Annotated in this window: 15 protein-coding genes; 4 read left to right on the forward strand and 11 right to left on the reverse strand. The window is 47.1% G+C overall.

The genetic code is table 11. The features are described 5' to 3' along the window. Positions 1–65: 65 nt before the first annotated feature. From ACFFLE_RS04050 to ACFFLE_RS04060, 3 genes are read right to left on the reverse strand one after another with little or no spacing between them, the layout of a single operon-like run. Positions 66–860, reverse strand: a complete 795-nt coding sequence (locus tag ACFFLE_RS04050) for an NAD kinase (protein ID WP_380569870.1) — start codon at positions 858–860, stop codon at positions 66–68. A 26-nt stretch (positions 861–886) separates the two neighbouring features. Further along, positions 887–1,510: a GTP diphosphokinase gene (yjbM, locus tag ACFFLE_RS04055; protein WP_380569871.1), complete on the reverse strand. Its 624-nt coding sequence runs from the start codon at positions 1,508–1,510 to the stop codon at positions 887–889. 27 nt (positions 1,511–1,537) lie between these two features. After that, on the reverse strand, positions 1,538–1,879 hold the full coding sequence (locus tag ACFFLE_RS04060) for a UPF0738 family protein (RefSeq protein WP_380569872.1): 342 nt from the start codon (positions 1,877–1,879) through the stop codon (positions 1,538–1,540). A gap of 118 nt (positions 1,880–1,997) precedes the next feature. Here ACFFLE_RS04060 and ACFFLE_RS04065 point away from each other — a divergent pair, with 118 nt between their 5' ends. Genes ACFFLE_RS04065 through ACFFLE_RS04075 form a run of 3 tightly spaced genes read left to right on the forward strand, consistent with a single transcriptional unit; the run spans position 1,998 to position 3,760 of the window. Further along, entirely contained in the window at positions 1,998–2,600 is a 603-nt protein-coding gene (locus tag ACFFLE_RS04065) for a CYTH domain-containing protein (RefSeq protein ID WP_380569873.1), read from the forward strand. After that, positions 2,584–2,955 carry a globin domain-containing protein gene (locus ACFFLE_RS04070; protein ID WP_344704128.1) on the forward strand — a complete coding sequence of 124 codons (372 nt, stop codon included), beginning with the start codon at positions 2,584–2,586 and terminating at the stop codon, positions 2,953–2,955. Before ACFFLE_RS04065 ends, ACFFLE_RS04070 begins: the two co-directional genes overlap by 17 nt. Before the next feature lie 13 nt (positions 2,956–2,968). Further along, complete coding sequence (locus tag ACFFLE_RS04075; RefSeq protein ID WP_380569874.1) at positions 2,969–3,760, forward strand: DsbA family protein; 792 nt, start codon at positions 2,969–2,971, stop codon at positions 3,758–3,760. A gap of 567 nt (positions 3,761–4,327) precedes the next feature. Here the strand turns inward: ACFFLE_RS04075 and pepF are convergent. From pepF to spxA, 4 genes are all read right to left on the reverse strand, one after another. Continuing rightward, positions 4,328–6,127: an oligoendopeptidase F gene (pepF, locus tag ACFFLE_RS04080; protein ID WP_380569875.1), complete on the reverse strand. Its 1,800-nt coding sequence runs from the start codon at positions 6,125–6,127 to the stop codon at positions 4,328–4,330. A gap of 68 nt (positions 6,128–6,195) precedes the next feature. Then, the gene (locus ACFFLE_RS04085) at positions 6,196–7,152 is read right to left on the reverse strand and encodes a competence protein CoiA (protein WP_380569876.1); all 957 of its coding nucleotides are present in this window, start codon (positions 7,150–7,152) and stop codon (positions 6,196–6,198) included. Positions 7,153–7,218: 66 nt separating this feature from the next. Next, positions 7,219–7,869, reverse strand: a complete 651-nt coding sequence (locus tag ACFFLE_RS04090) for an adaptor protein MecA (RefSeq protein ID WP_380569877.1) — start codon at positions 7,867–7,869, stop codon at positions 7,219–7,221. 170 nt (positions 7,870–8,039) lie between these two features. Next, the gene (spxA, locus tag ACFFLE_RS04095; protein ID WP_344704150.1) at positions 8,040–8,438 is read right to left on the reverse strand and encodes a transcriptional regulator SpxA; all 399 of its coding nucleotides are present in this window, start codon (positions 8,436–8,438) and stop codon (positions 8,040–8,042) included. 286 nt (positions 8,439–8,724) lie between these two features. On the opposite strand from spxA, the gene trpS reads away from it, so the two are divergent. Beyond that, on the forward strand, positions 8,725–9,723 hold the full coding sequence (trpS, locus tag ACFFLE_RS04100; RefSeq protein WP_380569878.1) for a tryptophan--tRNA ligase: 999 nt from the start codon (positions 8,725–8,727) through the stop codon (positions 9,721–9,723). A gap of 85 nt (positions 9,724–9,808) precedes the next feature. On the opposite strand, the gene fabF is transcribed toward trpS, so the two are convergent. From fabF to ACFFLE_RS04120, 4 genes are all read right to left on the reverse strand, one after another. Continuing rightward, a complete protein-coding gene (gene fabF / locus ACFFLE_RS04105; protein ID WP_380569879.1) occupies positions 9,809–11,050 on the reverse strand; it encodes a beta-ketoacyl-ACP synthase II in 1,242 nt (413 codons plus the stop codon). Then, positions 11,043–12,005: a beta-ketoacyl-ACP synthase III gene (locus ACFFLE_RS04110; RefSeq protein ID WP_380569880.1), complete on the reverse strand. Its 963-nt coding sequence runs from the start codon at positions 12,003–12,005 to the stop codon at positions 11,043–11,045. Before ACFFLE_RS04110 ends, fabF begins: the two co-directional genes overlap by 8 nt. Positions 12,006–12,118: 113 nt before the next feature. Then, a complete protein-coding gene (locus ACFFLE_RS04115; protein ID WP_380569881.1) occupies positions 12,119–13,966 on the reverse strand; it encodes an oligopeptide ABC transporter substrate-binding protein in 1,848 nt (615 codons plus the stop codon). 284 nt (positions 13,967–14,250) lie between these two features. Further along, positions 14,251–15,333 (reverse strand): ABC transporter permease, encoded by a 1,083-nt coding sequence (locus ACFFLE_RS04120; RefSeq protein WP_380569882.1) that lies wholly within the window; start codon positions 15,331–15,333, stop codon positions 14,251–14,253. Position 15,334 lies beyond the last annotated feature (1 nt).

Genomic DNA, 15,334 nt, shown 5'->3' on the forward strand with positions numbered 1-15,334 from the left:
CCTGTTCATATTGAATTTCATTCTACATCAAAACAAAAGAAAAAAGCACCCTGCGAGTGCTTTTCCTACGATATGAAAGAATCGTGCACCCGTTTCCAGAATGGGAACGGACGGAAGCGGGCGAATCTCACTTTTTCATCAGCAACCCTGAATTGTATCGATTTGACGCCTTTATGCACAAGATTGATGTGGTCGATCGTCATCTTGTAGACTTCGCTGTTGACCGGCAGCACCTGACAGGTATGGTGTTTAGGCAATACCAGCGGTGAGCCTACGGTCCGGAAGACCCGGTTGTTGATCGACGCGATTTCAGTGATCTGGATTGCTTCCAGCGAAGGATGGATCAGTGCGCCGCCGAGTGCCTTGTTGTAGGCTGTCGAGCCGGACGGGGTCGAGATGCACAATCCGTCTCCACGGAAGCGTTCGAAATGCTGATTCCTGAGGTCGACATCCATCACCAAGGTGGTGCCGTCATCCGTCCTCAAGGTCGCTTCGTTGAGTGCGAGGTACCGCGTTTCGGTTCCTTCCGACTCATACCGTATAATCGTTTCAAGAAGTGGATATTCGATGACCTGGAATTCATCATTTTGGATGGCGATGATGAGCCGTTCCACTTCGTGGGGCAGCCAGTCTGCATAGAAACCGAGATGCCCGGTATGTACACCGACGAAAGCCGTATGGTCGAGCAGGTGCTGATAGCTGTGGAAAGCCTGCAGCAGCGTGCCATCCCCACCGACGGAAATGACGATATCCGGCTTCTTGTCATCCAGTTCCATGTTCATGTCAATCATATAGTTCATCATCTTATCTTTAAGTGCGTTCGATTTGGTGTCCCCCTTGGACACTATGAAGAACTTCATGTCTCACCCCGCCTTTCCATAGAGCGCTAGCGCATGCTGCGTTTCTTTGTGTAGTATTTTTGTGCATCCTGTATCTCTTCACGGATTTCAGACATCTCCTGGTCGAGCAGATACGCCGCTTCTGCTGCATTCTGCAGACGCTTCTTGATTTCCGGTGGATATTCCCCGCTATACTTATAGTTCAATGTATGCTCAATCGTCGCCCAGAAGTTCATCGCCAAAGTGCGGATCTGAATCTCCGCCAGTATGATCACCGGTCCACCGATCCGTTCGACCGGATATTCCACGATGAGGTGGTAGGAGCGGTAGCCACTTTCCTTGGTATTCGTCACATAGTCCCTTTCTTCGACGACTTTCATGTCGGTCCGGTTGCGGACTTGACTGCATATCAATTCGATGTCGTCGACGAACTGGCACATGATCCTGACACCTGCAATGTCATACATCCCCTCTTGCAGCTTGTCGTAAGGTATGTTGCGGGCACTCGCCTTTTCGATTATGCTCTGTACTGGTTTAACCCGCGCCGTCACAAATTCTACAGGGGAGGCTTGGCGGTTGAGCTGGTAATCCCGCCTCATGCCTTTGAGCTTTATCTTAAGTTCCTCCACTGCCTGCCTGTACGGTGCGAGGAACTTCTCCCATTGTTCCATCCTCTACACTCCAGTCTTAAAACGCTTCTATTGTTTGAATGTTTCCTTGACTGCCCTTTCGAATGCTTCCCCGTAGCTGTTGCCTTCGATGGTATCAACCAGGTGATCCAGCTGATCCCAGAAGTCAGTCAATATGACATCGGTATTCAAAATGATTTCGCTGCCGTGGTGATCGCGCAGCATGCGCCATGTCTTTTCCCCAAAATGCACTCTACCGGCTCCTTCGCCGTCGTCCAGAAGATAGATGAAGCTCTTCTCATCCGGGTCGACAGTCATGCGTGCCGTCGCCTGGAGGCCTTCCGTCCGTTCCTCGGACAAGCATTTGAGCGCTTCATCTTCGAATTTGATTCCATTAACATAAATGTCCATTTCCTCACTCCTTGCGCACTTTATTCTACCATAGTAAATGGTATTTGATAACGACATAAACTGTTTACTTTACAGTCCTTTTCAATTTATAGATAATATACACTAAGGAGTGGATTTAATGAAAGAACTCGAGATTGAATTCAAGAATCTATTGACAGGCGATGAATATGGCCGGCTGGATCAGGCATTCTTCCAAAATGCCGAACCGGTCATACAGACCAATTTCTATATAGATACCCCGGATCTGGATCTTAAACACAACCGCCTGTTGCTCAGGATACGTGCAGTCGGCGGCAACCAGGTCATGACCCTTAAAGAACCGACCGATAAAGGCGTCATGGAATACCATGGAGAAGTTGATAACGACCTCAGCTTCGACCAGAACATCCGACGGGATGAACTTCCCGCAATCATCTGCAACGAACTGGAGCGCTTCAATATCGATACGACGCAGCTCAGGATATATGGCGCTTTATCGACCAAGAGACGGGAAGTGCCGTATAAGGATGGGCTGCTTGTGCTGGATAAGAACAATTACCTTGATACAGAAGATCTGGAGTTGGAATATGAGGTGTCGAATCGGGACAAGGGTGAGACCATCTTCCAGGACCTGCTCAAGGAGTATGATATCGAACAGCGCGAAGAGATAACCAAAGTGGAACGTTTCTACAATAAACTGACGGAAATCAGGACAGGTGACAATTATGCCAATACCCTATAACGATATCGGCCGTGAAAAGCTGTATGAAATGATCGATATATTCTATGGTTACGTGGGCAACGATGAGCGCATCAACCACTTGTTTCCGGAAGATTTGACAGAAACGGCCTACAAGCAGAAATTATTCCAAACACAATTCCTTGGTGGTCCGAACCTTTACATGGAAGAATATGGACATCCAATGCTGAAGGCACGCCATAATCCATTCCGCATCACTCCAAAAGCAAAGGATGCGTGGCTTGAAAATATGGATAAAGCGATGGATGATGTCGGACTTGATGGTGATTTACGCACATTCATCATGAAGCGTTACGAAATGACGGCCAATCATATGGTGAATACGATAGAAGAATAAGCAGGGTGAGGACATGAATAGAACTGGAGAACAGGCACTTGTATTAGAACCCGTATCCCATCAGATTGAGATATTCTACTTTTTCGATCCGTTCTCAGAAGACTGTCGCGCCCTGGAGCCCGTCATCAACCGGCTCCAGATCGAATACCGCGGGCATGTGACAGTCAAAAAGATACTTGCACCTTCCCTTCAGGTCCTGACCAAATGTCAGGCCCAATCCACAACAGATATCGACAATATCGCACTGGCCTACAAAGCTGCCGAAATCCAAGGCCGCAACAAAGCCCGCGCATTCATGCGCTATGTGCTGAACCGCATAATGCCGAACCGCAACATCTGCACGATTGAACATATGGAAGAGAGCGCGCGCCTTGCGGGGCTCGATGTCAAGTCGTTCACGGCAGATGCCCAATCAGGTTCGGTACGGAGCCTCCTCAGACGCGATCTGATGGTCTACCGTGAAATGGATGTCGAATCCCTTCCATCACTCGTCTTCTTTTCAGGAGATGTCGAAGCGGAAGGCATCAAAGTGGAGGGTGTATACCCGTACCATATCTACACGTATATCATCAATGAACTCATCGACCATGAAATAGAAAAAAACCCGTTGCCAAGTATCCACGACTACATTGAGACATATGAAGTCGTCAGCTTCCACGAACTCAAGACAGTTTTCGAATGGCGTACCGGTCTTTTGCTAAATGAATTGAAAAAACTCAGACTGCAGCGGCTGATTGAAGAAGTCGAGACGGAAGCCGGCTTCTACTATCAGATCCGCGGCGGATCGTCGGCATTGAGAGAATAGTTTCATCAGTATACCCCCTGTCAACTGGATAAAGATCCGGTTCGCAGGGGGTGTTTTGCTTTTACTAGACGGGACGAACGAGAGTTAAACCGCTAATTCGCCTTCGTTGCCCAGACGAACGAGAGTTAGACTGCTAATTCGCCTTCGTTGCCCAGACGAACGAGAGTTAAACCGCTAATTCGCCTTCGTTGCCCGGACGAACGAGAGTTAGACACCCAATTCATTCTTCCTATCTCTCCGCCAATAAAAAAACACGGAATCCAAAAGGATTCCGTGCTTCATATATATTATCATCTTTTTTTTAAAAAAAGCAGCACACCTTCTTTAGTGTGCTGCTCAAACAAAGGGGATGGGAGAAATTTTTCACTGTTACAACAAAGGGGTATGTTTCAGTGAGAAAAATTCCATATACGTAATATACCACGGTTAAAGGCTTCAAACAACACTTTGCATGTCTTTTCACAATATAGACAAAATGAAAACGCATTCATATCATACTTGTATAACTTTAATCTACATGTCTACATAATTAAAGAAATCCGAACCTCAAAGGTCCGGATTCCATCATCATATCTCCTTGAGCAGTGCCTCGAACTGATCGAGCTGTGATTCGAATACTTTCATCGCGTTCTCAACTGGTTCAGCAGTTGTCATATCGACGCCTGCATTCTTGAGGACGTTAATCGGGTAATCCGAAGACCCCTTCTTCAGGAATTCGTTGATATAACGCTCAGCTGTCTCAGACCCTTCCTCAAGCACCTGCTTTGAGAGGCTGGCTGCAGCTGCGTAACCTGTAGAATACTGATAGACATAATAGTTCATATAGAAGTGCGGGATGCGCGCCCACTCCACTTCAATATATTCATCGTACTCCATCACATCCCCAAAGTATTTGCGGTTGAGCGCCCCGTACACTTCGTTCAGGCTTCCGGCAGTCAGCGGCTCACCCTCTTCCTTCATCGTATGGATCTTGTGTTCGAATTCAGCAAACATCGTCTGCCTGAATACCGATCCCTTGAATCCTTCCAGCTGCTCATTCAACAGATATAGTTTCTTCTTTTTATCCTCAAGATTCCTGAACATATAGTCTGCAAGCAACGCCTCGTTGAAATTACTCGCCACTTCGGCGATGAATATGGAGTAGCCGGACATGTTCGACGGCTGGTTCTGCCTGCTGTAGTAGCTGTGGACACTGTGTCCGAATTCATGCGTCAAGGTGAACAGGTTGTTGACATTATCCTGCCAATTCATGAGGATGAAAGGATTTGTGCCGTAGGTACCGGAGGAATAGGCACCGCTTCTCTTGCCTTTATTCTCATAGACGTCGACCCAGCGGTTCTCCAGGCCTTCCTTGACGATGCCTACGTACTCTTCACCCATCGGTTCTAATGAATTCAGCATCCATTCCTTCGCTTCCTCGTACTCCATCTTGAAATCGACATCTTTCACCATCGGTGTATAGACATCATACATCTTCAGTGTATCGAGTCCGAGCAGCTGCTTGCGCAGTTCAGTATACCGGTGCAGCAGGTGCAGGTGCTTGTTGACGGTTGCAACCAGATTATCATACACTTCCTCCGGAATGAAGTTGTTTGAAAGCGCCTGGTGCCGCGCCGATTCATAGCCGCGTGCCTGTGCTTCGAAGACGTGTGTGGATACTACACCCTGCAGTGTCTGGCTCAATGTATTCTTGAATGAACCGTAAGTTTTGTATAGATTTTCATAGGCTGATCTACGCAGTTCACGGTCGCTCGATTTGAGTAGATCAATGTAAGTGCCTTGTGTGAGTGTATGCGCATTTCCTTCAGCGTCGATCGCATCCGGGAATTCCAAGTCCGCGTTATTGAACATGCCGAACGTCGATGTCGGGTTGGACAGCACTTCTCCTGCCTGTGCCATAAGCTTCTCTTCCTTGTCGCTGAGTATATGTTCCCGCTTCCTGTTCAATTTTTCAAGATCGAAGGAGAACTCGGAAAGACGCTCATCCTGGCGCCATTCTTCGAGCGCATCTTCATCAATCTGCAGGATTTCAGGCACCAGGAAACTCCATGCCGTATTGAATTTGACAACCAGTGTGCGCGCCTTGGCTTCCATACCGCTATAGGTGTCATTCGATGTATCCTGGTCGTGCTTAAGGTGTGAGTAGACGAATAACTTGCCTATCTCTTCCGTCAACTCGCGCTGGGTATGAAGCGCTTCCGATAGTCTTTCCAGGGAGTCGATGTTCCCTTCGAATTGTTCCGCTTCGCCCAGCCTGCCTTCCAATTCCTTATACTTCTCTTCGAACGCTTCGTCCGACTCGAAAATATTTTTGAGATTCCATGTATACTTCTCCTGTTGTTCTTCACGTGTTATTACTTTTGTCATTATATACCCTCCAATTTTCAGATAGTCTAATTTTCTCAATATTGCGTATAAATTTCAAGTCTCGAAACTTATTGTGAATTGTATAACGTCTTATAGTCGCCAAGCAGCCTGTGGATCACCTGCTCGCTTTGAGGCGCCCCTTGTATTTCCCGGAGGCGTATGAAGTGTCTGAAACCTTCAATCGTCAAGCTCCCCCGCTCCAGGGCAAACATCAAATACAGTTTCCATTCAAGGGGACTGTTCATGATCCAGCGCTCGGATTCTGTAATGTACAACAAGTGTTTCGGCAGATCAGCCGGATTGAGTCCAAGCTGATAAATATATGTAAGTGTGGGATTCAACCGACTTTTCTGCCGACGTTCATGCTGGATGAGCCGTTTGATATCCTGTCTGTTCATCTGGTGCATCTGTCTAGTCATCACTTCATGGTCTAGCATCAGTGCTTCTGCATCCATACCCTCTACATGGAACAGCCAGCGGCCTGTACCGATATGATGATGCAACGTCCATTTCTTCAATTGCCTGTTCCTGTCCTGATATGTAAACAAGGCATGATGGAACTGTGTCGACAACTGGAAATGGGTTGGAATCACATGAGGTCCATTGATGCGGAGCGCCGTTTCATCAAGCACCCATATGACATCCATACCAAGTGTACGGTACCCTTTCGAGCGTTCGATGATGAGCATTGGAGAAATCGGAGAATATTGGATTTCGATGGCGCGCTTCCCTACAAGCAGATCTGGAATCTGTTCTATTTCGGGCAGATAATATTCCATTGCAGCAGTGTGATTTTTGTTGAGGCTCAAGTACAGTTCATGCTTCGCCGACAAGTGAGCCAATGATTCCTTTTTGTAGAGATGCCTGATGCAGTCTACTATGCGATGGTGGGAGAAATGGGGTGTCTTTACATTGCCTGATTTCAATACGACCCGCTCCAGGCAGACCGGACAGAAATATTTCCTGTTCTTGACCGCTTCACTTGCAGTGACGTTGCCACCAGTTTCATCGTGGGCTATAAACATAAAAAAACCTCCTCATCTATATATGGATGAAAAGGTTAAAAATGATTTATTTTAAATGCAGATAATTTAATTTTCTTGAAAAACTTTTCTTACTTTGCCCCTCACGTTCATACTCATGATGATATTGCCGTATTCTTCGACAATGAGGCTGGATGTTTCAGCAGGCGCGCTGTACTCGAGAAGTTTTGCTTCAATCCGTTCTGTATCCATATAATCCATACGGTAATCGAAGAATATCTGATAGTAATATCTGCCTTCATGGACAATCAGCAGATCTTCATACTGTGTTTCATCGACTTCGACTTCATAGGAATACTTGATGAGGTCTTCCAAGTCTGCGAACCTGACCATTACTGGCTCTTTCGTAACAGGCGTCGTCTGGTCTTTCTCGCCTGAAATATTTTCAAGGAATGATTCAACATCTTTATTATTTATATCCATAGGGTTCTGCTCCATTGAGAATGGTTTGTCATCCTGAGATTTGGACACGACCACTTCGATTCCTTTGTCATAGGCATGCACTTGAATCCATAGCGGCCCGTCCATTGAAAATTCTTCTTCGTGCTCGTGGTTCACTTCATCCATGATCGACCAGAAGAATTCTTCTCCACGTTTACGGTTCAACCACAGATCTTCTTTATCGTAGCCGCGTTTTTCAATATCCTGGTAGGTGATGAAAAATTTGATTGTAGACTCATCGATCCTTTCAATCCTCATGCTCCTCACTCCTCTCCATAAAGTATGGGCTTACTTATACTATACCTTAATGTGCCAGGGTAAAACCACTTTTGGAATTGTCATATCATTATACGCCAAAATACCCACAGTTTTCAAGCAATCTGCGGGCATAACACTTTAAGTATATGGCTGATCTCGGGTGCTCTTTTTTAGAGTTCGGCGAGACGTTTTGCTTCCTTGAGGTGGAATGTCCTTACCTTGCGTGGAAGGAAACGACGTATTTCATCTTCGTTATAGCCGACTTGGAGACGCTTTTCGTCCATGATGATCGGCCTTCTCAACAGTCCAGGGTTATCCATGATCAATGTGTACAACTCCTGCATCGGCATGGTGTCGATATCCACATTAAGCTTTTGGAACGTTTTAGATCTGGTGGAAATGATTTCATCCGTGCCATCTTCAGTCATGCGAAGAATTGCCTTGACCTCCTCCAATGTGAGGGGTTCAGAAAATATATTTCTTTCAGTGTATGGAATTTCATGTTCTTGTAACCATGCTTTCGCTTTACGGCATGATGTGCAGCTTGGAGAAGTAAATAATGTTACCATGGGGCTCACACTCCAATTTCAAAAGATTTGTAATGTTAGTCTTTACCCGGTTCCATCAATTTTTAATCCCGATTGGTTAAATTTAATGGAAAACCGACTTCAACTTCATCTACACTTTGTATTATACTGCACGAACATTAAAATAAAATGAGAATTCCTTAATAATCCCGCAAATTTTCAATTAATTTATGATATTTTTATATTTATACAAGGCTATCTGCTTTATTGCAAGCTTTCGGAAAGTCTATTATTATAGGAGTAATGACTAACTTAAAGGTGATGACACATGAAAACATTATTTTCCGGAGTCCAGCCGAGCGGGATTCCTACAATCGGCAACTACATCGGCGCCTACAAGCAATTCGTCGAGCTGCAGGATGAATACGATGCCTACTTCTGCATCGTCGACCAGCACGCCATAACCGTGCCCCAAGACCGTCTCAAACTGCGGGATAATACAAAAAAACTCGCAGCAATCTATCTGGCTTCGGGACTCGATCCGGAGAAGATCACACTGTTCATACAGAGCGAAGTGCCGGCCCATGCGAAAGCGGCGTGGATGATGCAGTGCGTCGGATATGTCGGGGAACTTGAGCGTATGACGCAATATAAGGATAAGGCACGTAAACAAAACCAACGCGACGGCATCAGTGTGGGTCTCCTTACATATCCTTCACTGATGGCGGCTGATATTCTGATCTATGGAACCGATATCGTACCCGTCGGCGAAGATCAGGGCCAGCACCTTGAACTCACCCGCACACTCGCGGAACGTTTCAACACCAAATACAATGATGTCCTGACCGTCCCTGAAGTCAAGCACCCGGAATACGGAGGCCGCATCATGAGCCTGAATGATCCCACCAAAAAAATGTCGAAAAGTGACGATAACCAAAAGGGGTTCATATCACTTCTCGATGACCCTAAAGCAGCTGCCAAAAAGATACGCAGCGCCGTTACTGATTCGGGCAGTGATATAAAATATGATAAGGAAAATAAACCGGGCATCGCAAACCTGCTGACAATCTATGCTTCCCTGACCGACAAAAGCATCCAGCAATTGGAGCGGGAATATGCAGACAGCAATTATGGTACATTCAAATCGGATCTTGGGGAAGTGGTGGAGCAGTTCCTCATCGATTTCCAGGAGAAGGTCAACCACTACCTTGAAAGTGGCGCACTTGACGATATCCTTGATGAGGGCGCCGTCAAGGCATCCCGCAAGGCGGATAAGATGGTCGCTAAGATGGAGCGGGCCATGGGGCTCGGCAGAAAGCGGAAATAGCTCTCATCCTCCCCATATAACAATGCTTCACCATCATAAAAAAGCGCCTCCCTTCATCGAAGGGAGGCGCTTTTACATTTGAACATCAATCTACATATTTTTTGAACACAAGGCTTGCGTTATGCCCGCCGAAACCGAAGCTGTTGGAAATTGCATATTCCAAATCTGCTTCCACCATGCCCCGAGAGACATAGTTCAAGTCACATTCAGGGTCTGGAGTGTCCAGATTGATGGTCGGATGGACTTTGCCTTCTTTCAGGCTGAGTACCGTAATGATCGCTTCCATACCGCCTGTTGCGCCGAGCAGGTGGCCCGTCATGGATTTTGTGGAGTTTACGAGCAGTTTGTCTGCGTGATCTGCAAACACCGTACGGATTGCCATCGTTTCGAACAGGTCATTGTATGGTGTGCTTGTCCCGTGGCCATTGATGTAGTCGATCTGCTCCGGTTTCAGACCTGCATCCTTCATCGCTTCCTGCATGGCACGCGCTCCGCCTTCGCCGCCTTCAGCCGGTGCTGTGATATGGTGGGCGTCGCCGGTCGTCCCGTAGCCGACTATCTCTCCATATATTGTGGCACCACGCGCTTTGGCATGTTCCAGTTCCTCAAGCATGACGACACCTGCCCCTTCGCCGATGACGAAGCCATCACGGTCCTTGGAATAGGGTCTGGATGCTTTGTCAGGGTCTTCTGCCGTAGTCAATGCTTTATTGGCCTGGAATCCGGCGATGCCCATACGTGTAATCGGTGCTTCAGTACCGCCTGTGACCATCGCATCAGCCTGACCGCGTGCGATGAACTTGAACGCTTCACCGATCGAGTTCGTACCTGTGGCGCATGCTGTGACCGTTGCACCGTTCGGTCCCTTCAAGCCATGCTTGATGGACACCTGGCCACTTGCCATGTCCGGGATCATCATCGGTACGAAGAACGGACTCACGCGGCGTGGTCCCCGCTCATACAGGACTTTGAAGCCATCTTCAAGGGCCTGGATGCCGCCGATGCCGGAACCGATCCAGACACCGATGCGTTCACGGTTGTCATCTGTAATGTCGAGGCCGCTGTCTGCGACTGCTTCATCAGCAGCCACCATGGCATATTGGGTGAAGCGGTCCATGCGGCGCGCTTCCTTTCTGTCAATATAGTCCTCGACGTTGAAATCCTTCAGTTCCCCTGCCACATGGACATTATACTCGCTGTTGTCTATCCGTGTGATCTTATCTATACCATTTACTCCCTTCAGGGCGTTCTCCCAGGTTTCAGGCGCTGTGTTTCCGATTGGCGTCAGCGCTCCAATCCCTGTTACAACTACTCTTCTCTTATCCATGAGTCTCCTCCTTATTGTCTCCCCAGGTCAGACAGATTGCACCCCAGGTCAGTCCGCCTCCGAAGCCGACCAGGACAAGGGTGTCTCCGTCCTTTATCTTACCATTTTTAACTTCATGATGGATACTTAACGGTATTGAGGCAGCTGAAGTGTTGCCGTACCTATCAACTGTCACACTCATACGGTCTTCAGGCAGCCCCATGCGCTCGCGCGCGGCATTCATGATGCGTATATTGGCTTGATGAGGCACCAGCATACCAATATCTTCCTTTGTAAGACCTGCTTTTTCTGTAACATTGACACTCGATTCGCCCATCTGCCTGACCGCAAATTTAAACACTTCCCGGCCGTTCATACGAATGTCGCCGGTGTCCTCATCGTCATACAGATAAGGCCCCCCTTTGCCGTTGCTGCCGAGTTCAAAGGAACGTATGCCATATCCTTCAGATACTTCTCCCATAACTACAGCCCCAGCTCCATCGCCGAAGAGCACTGCAGTGGAGCGATCATCGAAATCGGTGATGTTGGACAGCTTGTCCGCTCCGACTACCAACACATTTTTGTATGTGCCGGTTTGGATGAATTGGCTGGCTGTCACCATGGCATAGATGAAGCCGGTGCAGGCAGCGAGCTGGTCCATTGACGGCACTGCCTCGAGACCGAGCTTGTTTTGGATTGTCGTCGCTACCGTCGGGAATTTATGATTCCCGGTCGATGTCGCAACAATGACCAGACCGATATCTTCTTTGGCGACTCCGGAGTTTGCTATCGCTTCTTCCGCAGCTTCGTACGCCATATCACTTGTTTCCATGCCTTCGGCGAATCGTCGTTCTTTTATACCTGTCATTTCTGTAATCCATTCATCTGATGTATCCAAAATCTTTTCGAAATCATGATTGGTGAACACTTTTTCCGGTACGTAGGTTCCGAGCCCCAATACGCCAACATTTTTCATTAGACCACACCTTATACTCTCATATTATAACTAGGTACTAATTTATCACAATCGATTATCCTGTACAACAAAAATGCACCCATGCTATGCATGGGTGCAACTTGAGTGTACTCTTATTCAGTTACGCCCCATTTGTAAGGAAGCGTCTCTTCATCGTATCCAAGTTCAATGCCGAAGTTTGTCACCCTTTCGTTGACAGGTACGACATATGCTCTGTAAAGAGTCGGTACGACTGGCATTTCCTCGACCATGAGCGCCTGCCATTCATTGTAGATCTCTTTCCTCTTCTCTACATCTAGAGCCTCAGGAGAGTTACCCTTTTCCATCAATTTAGTGCTTTCTTCAGTGGCGTAACGTGGATAGTTGAATGCCACATCCGGGCCATATAGACCATATGGGTCTACATCGGAGCCTACGCTCCATGCGCCTTGGTAGATGTCGACTTCAGGATCGTCGTTTTCAAGCATATCGTAGAATGTATTGAATTCTATCAGACGATCGTTCGTCAGTTTGACGTTCAGGCCGACATCCTTCCAGGATTGGATGTAGTAGTTTGCAAGTGGTTCCGCAGTATCCCCACCGGACATTGAAGCGAAGTTCAATTCGAGTGGTTCGCCTTCTGGCGTTTCACGGAAACCGTCGCCGTCTGTATCTTCATAGCCTGCGTCATCCAGAATCTGTTTCGCTTTTTCCGGATCATATTCTGGTGTTTCGATGCTGTCATCATGCCACTCGGCGTGATAAGGCGTGATCAGTGTAGTTGCTTCCCAACGAAGACCGTTGTAGAAACGTTTACCTACAGCTTCGTTGTCCATCGCATGCCACATCGCGCGGCGCAGTTCTTTATCGCCGACTTTGGATTCTTCAGGTTTGTAGTCCACTCTGCCTTCTTCTGCGTTCCATTCACCTAGTTTGAAGCCGATGTAGGTATAGGCACCATCGATATTGGCAAGCCATTCGACGCCTTCCATCTCAGCTACGTCCGGATATTGGTCGGTCGGGAAGTTGATTGCATAATCCACTTCTCCTGTTTCCAGAGCATTCGCGATTGATGATGGTGATACGACGCTCAACTCGATGCCGTCAAGATTCGGTTCGCCTCTCCAATAATCTTCAAACTTGGTCATTACGACTGATTCTCCAGGTGTAACGGAATCCACTTTATACGGCCCTATGCCCAGCGGATTTTCACGTGTTTGAGGCGCTTCAGCCATATCGGCGATCTCAACACCTTCATAGTGGTGCTCAGGCATTGCATAGTACCAGAAACCGCCCGCTGTAAGTGATGGTGCAATTTCTTTATATGTGAAGACAGCAGTCTGGTCATCGATCACTTCGATACCTGAAATGGAGTCTGCTTCTCCCGCTTTGTACTCATTATACCCTTCAATCAGCGTGAATCCATCGGTGGCACCACGGATACCCGGATAGTCAGGATGGCCGATGACTTCATATGAGTATACATAGTCATCTATTGTAACTGGTTCCCCATCGTGCCATTTGACGCCTTCTTCCATTGTGAATGTCACTGTTTTGTCATCTTCATTGACTTCAAAGTTCAGTGCCCCATCATTTGTAAACTGGAAATCTTCATCCATCGTGAGCAATGGCTCATCGAACAGACTTAATACTTCGGCATCTGGATTACCCTGATACAGGTTCCAGTTCAGTGTGCCTTCAAAAGGCGTATCTGAAGTCAGGCCGACTTTCAGTGTGCCTTCCCCAGTTGCTTCTCCATCGTTGGAGACAACTTGGTTGAAATCTTCATAATTATATACTTCTCCAGACTCTCCTTCTTCCCCACCTTCATCTTTCGATTCTTCTGATGAGCCTTCAGAACCGGAGTCGCCGGAGTCTTCTGACGTTTCTTCTTCCGATGATCCCCCGCCGCATGCGGCAAGTGCCAATACAAGTACCAGCATCATGAAGAACATCAATTTGGACCATGAATATTTCCCCATCTTATTTCCTCCCTATTGATGAAATTAAAACACTATATACTCAGTTCAGCTCTCGGCTGAAACTTAGTATCAAAAAACGTCGCGCATTCGTGGATATGTAATGTAACATCCACAATATTATCACAATTATCTGAAATATCAATGGCTACCAGTTAAAGTTTTCCATCATAAGTGTATTATTGCATTATTTTTTCATCTTTTTTTAAAATTTTCCGTTAACTATTTGAAACCGCTTACATAGATGCTGGGGATAAACCCCCAAACCAATGGGGATTCAACTTAACTTATGCTTTACGCTGTCTTGCGTCTCCAGCGCGTCTCATTGCTTCTCCTATATTACGCACACAAAGCATGAGGACCAAAATCATGATGGCTGCCGGCACCCATATCCAAGGCCTGTGCTGGAGTGTCTGGGAGTTGGTTGCATAGGCCATCAGTGTCCCAAGTGAAGGGTAATCTTCCGGAAAGCCGAATCCAATGAAAGACAGCCCTGATTCTATTCCGATGTTTGCCGCCAGAGACAACGTACCATTGACGATGATGATACCGACAAGATTCGGAATCAGCTGGGTGAAGACGACTTTCATATGGGAACTGCCAAGTGTCTTCGATGCGTTGATGTAGTCAAGCTCCTTCTCCTGCATGGCCAATGAACGCACCAGCCTTGCTGTACCCGTCCATAAGAATGCCGCCATTATAAGGGAGAATGAAAAGATATCGTAGGATGGTGAGATTGTTACAAATACGATGATGATCATCAGGAATGGCAATACCATGAAAAAGTCAACGATACGCATCATGGCATTATCAATCTGTCCTGCAAAATATCCGGATACTACTCCATAGATGATACCGAATCCGACACTCATTAAGGTGACCAGCATACCGATCGCCAATGAATTTCGTGTGCCTATGATCAATTGGCCGAAAATATCCCGTCCACCATAATCTGTCCCCAGCCTGAATGTATCGTTTGGTGGTTCATTGATGGCGAAAAGGTCGACCGTGACGATTTCCTGACGGTCTAAAAACATCGTCAGGCCAAACACATAGGACGTGATGATGACGAACAAGATCAATGAGAAGAGTGCGAGTTTATCTGCAATCACTTCCTTCATGATCACTTTCCACCCTGGTGGACTCTTCGGCAGGTTTTTGGAATCCAGCGCACCATGTCCGGATGCGCCATGTGGGATGTCGGCTTTGACCGTCATGTCCATATCGCCCTTTTGGTCCTCATGTGGGCCTTCATCATGCGCTTCGAATGGATCGCCATGGATCGGCCGTTCTTCTCTTTGTTCATTATTCAAGCGGGACTCTTCATTTTCATGATCTATATTTTTATTGTAGTTATCTTTATTATCCAAT

This window comes from Salinicoccus siamensis, assembly GCF_042429615.1.
Taxonomy (GTDB): domain Bacteria; phylum Bacillota; class Bacilli; order Staphylococcales; family Salinicoccaceae; genus Salinicoccus; species Salinicoccus siamensis.

What these genes read in the sequence shown, in the direction of transcription:
- ACFFLE_RS04050 (WP_380569870.1), bottom strand. Translation starts at nt 860, where the DNA reads ATGAAGTTCTTCATAGTGTCCAAGGGGGACACCAAATCGAACGCACTT.
- yjbM (WP_380569871.1), bottom strand. Translation starts at nt 1,510, where the DNA reads ATGGAACAATGGGAGAAGTTCCTCGCACCGTACAGGCAGGCAGTGGAG.
- ACFFLE_RS04060 (WP_380569872.1), bottom strand. Translation starts at nt 1,879, where the DNA reads ATGGACATTTATGTTAATGGAATCAAATTCGAAGATGAAGCGCTCAAA.
- ACFFLE_RS04065 (WP_380569873.1), top strand. Translation starts at nt 1,998, where the DNA reads ATGAAAGAACTCGAGATTGAATTCAAGAATCTATTGACAGGCGATGAA.
- ACFFLE_RS04070 (WP_344704128.1), top strand. Translation starts at nt 2,584, where the DNA reads ATGCCAATACCCTATAACGATATCGGCCGTGAAAAGCTGTATGAAATG.
- ACFFLE_RS04075 (WP_380569874.1), top strand. Translation starts at nt 2,969, where the DNA reads ATGAATAGAACTGGAGAACAGGCACTTGTATTAGAACCCGTATCCCAT.
- pepF (WP_380569875.1), bottom strand. Translation starts at nt 6,127, where the DNA reads ATGACAAAAGTAATAACACGTGAAGAACAACAGGAGAAGTATACATGG.
- ACFFLE_RS04085 (WP_380569876.1), bottom strand. Translation starts at nt 7,152, where the DNA reads ATGTTTATAGCCCACGATGAAACTGGTGGCAACGTCACTGCAAGTGAA.
- ACFFLE_RS04090 (WP_380569877.1), bottom strand. Translation starts at nt 7,869, where the DNA reads ATGAGGATTGAAAGGATCGATGAGTCTACAATCAAATTTTTCATCACC.
- spxA (WP_344704150.1), bottom strand. Translation starts at nt 8,438, where the DNA reads ATGGTAACATTATTTACTTCTCCAAGCTGCACATCATGCCGTAAAGCG.
- trpS (WP_380569878.1), top strand. Translation starts at nt 8,725, where the DNA reads ATGAAAACATTATTTTCCGGAGTCCAGCCGAGCGGGATTCCTACAATC.
- fabF (WP_380569879.1), bottom strand. Translation starts at nt 11,050, where the DNA reads ATGGATAAGAGAAGAGTAGTTGTAACAGGGATTGGAGCGCTGACGCCA.
- ACFFLE_RS04110 (WP_380569880.1), bottom strand. Translation starts at nt 12,005, where the DNA reads ATGAAAAATGTTGGCGTATTGGGGCTCGGAACCTACGTACCGGAAAAA.
- ACFFLE_RS04115 (WP_380569881.1), bottom strand. Translation starts at nt 13,966, where the DNA reads ATGGGGAAATATTCATGGTCCAAATTGATGTTCTTCATGATGCTGGTA.